The following is a 1115-nucleotide window of genomic DNA, read 5'->3' on the forward strand; positions in this document are numbered from 1 at the left end:
CGGTCAGCCTATATCGGCCGAGCGGGTGGCTGCGATGCAACTGCACGAGCCGTCCGATCCGGGGCTCGTCAACAGCGCCAGCCTGCCGCCGGGCGGCCAGTGGCGGTTCAGCGTCGAGCAGGGGCGGCGGCTTGAGAGCGCCAGTCCCTCCGAGCTGTATCAGATGCTGCTGGCCTGGTTCCAGCACGAGATCCTGGGCCTGCTTTGTGGTCTGCTGTTTTTCCTGCCCCTCATCTACCTCAGGCAGCTGTCCGGTTACTTCGGTTACCTGCACAAACGCCTGCTGATCTGCCACCACCTGCAATTTCGCTTCTGCCACGGCCACTCGCGTCCGGCTTGCTGCTGAGCGCGCACCGGATCCCGGCGTTTCCTCGTCGACTGACTGCTTGAGCCCCGTTGCCGGCTGACGCCTGCGATCGGTTGCTGCGCCTTGTTGCCCCTGCTACCCCACCCGCCGTGCGGGAGCCGGGCCCTTCTCTGCACAAGCTGTGAGCCGATCCGATGGATTATTATGTAAACCTGTTTATTCAGTCGATTTTTGTCGAAAACCTGGCGCTGGCCTTCTTTCTGGGCATGTGTACCTTCCTGGCCGTTTCCAAGAACATCCATACCGTCTTTGGCCTCGGCCTGACGGTGCTGGTGGTCATGGTGATCGCCATCCCCCTCAACAACCTGATTTACCGCCATATCTTGCGGGCAGGCAGTACCTTTTTTGGGGAATTCGATCTGGGATTTCTCGATTACATCATCTACATCGGGGTGCTGGCGGCGCTGGTGCAGGTGATGGAGATGGTACTCGACAAGCATTTCCCGGCGCTCTATCACGCGCTGGGCATCTATCTGCCGCTCTTGACGGTGCACTGCGCCATCTTCGGCGGGGTCATGTTTATGGCCCAGCGGGATTACGATTTCATCGAATCCGTGGTGTATGGGGCGGGTTCCGGACTCGGCTGGTTGCTGGCCATCGTCGCCATCGCCGGTCTGCGCCAGAAGATGAAGTATTCGGATGTACCCGATGGGCTGCGCGGCATCGGCATCACCTTCATCGTGGTCGGGTTGATGTCGCTCGGTTTCATGTCCTTCTCCGGCATGTCACTCTAGGTGCGCCACCTGTG

General features: G+C 60.4%; 2 protein-coding genes. Both read left to right on the top strand.

Going from position 1 to position 1115, the window contains the following annotated elements:
• On the top strand, window positions 1–346 hold a 346-nt coding region (locus tag AAC083_RS11875), incomplete at its 5' end, for a hypothetical protein (protein WP_258224667.1).
• A 155-nt stretch (window positions 347–501) separates the two neighbouring features.
• Window positions 502–1101, top strand: a complete 600-nt coding sequence (gene nqrE, locus AAC083_RS11880) for an NADH:ubiquinone reductase (Na(+)-transporting) subunit E (protein ID WP_108536702.1) — start codon at window positions 502–504, stop codon at window positions 1099–1101.
• The last annotated feature ends 14 nt before the right edge of the window (window positions 1102–1115 follow it).

Source organism: Aeromonas sp. HMWF014 (genome assembly GCF_963878295.1).
Lineage (GTDB): Bacteria > Pseudomonadota > Gammaproteobacteria > Enterobacterales > Aeromonadaceae > Aeromonas > Aeromonas popoffii.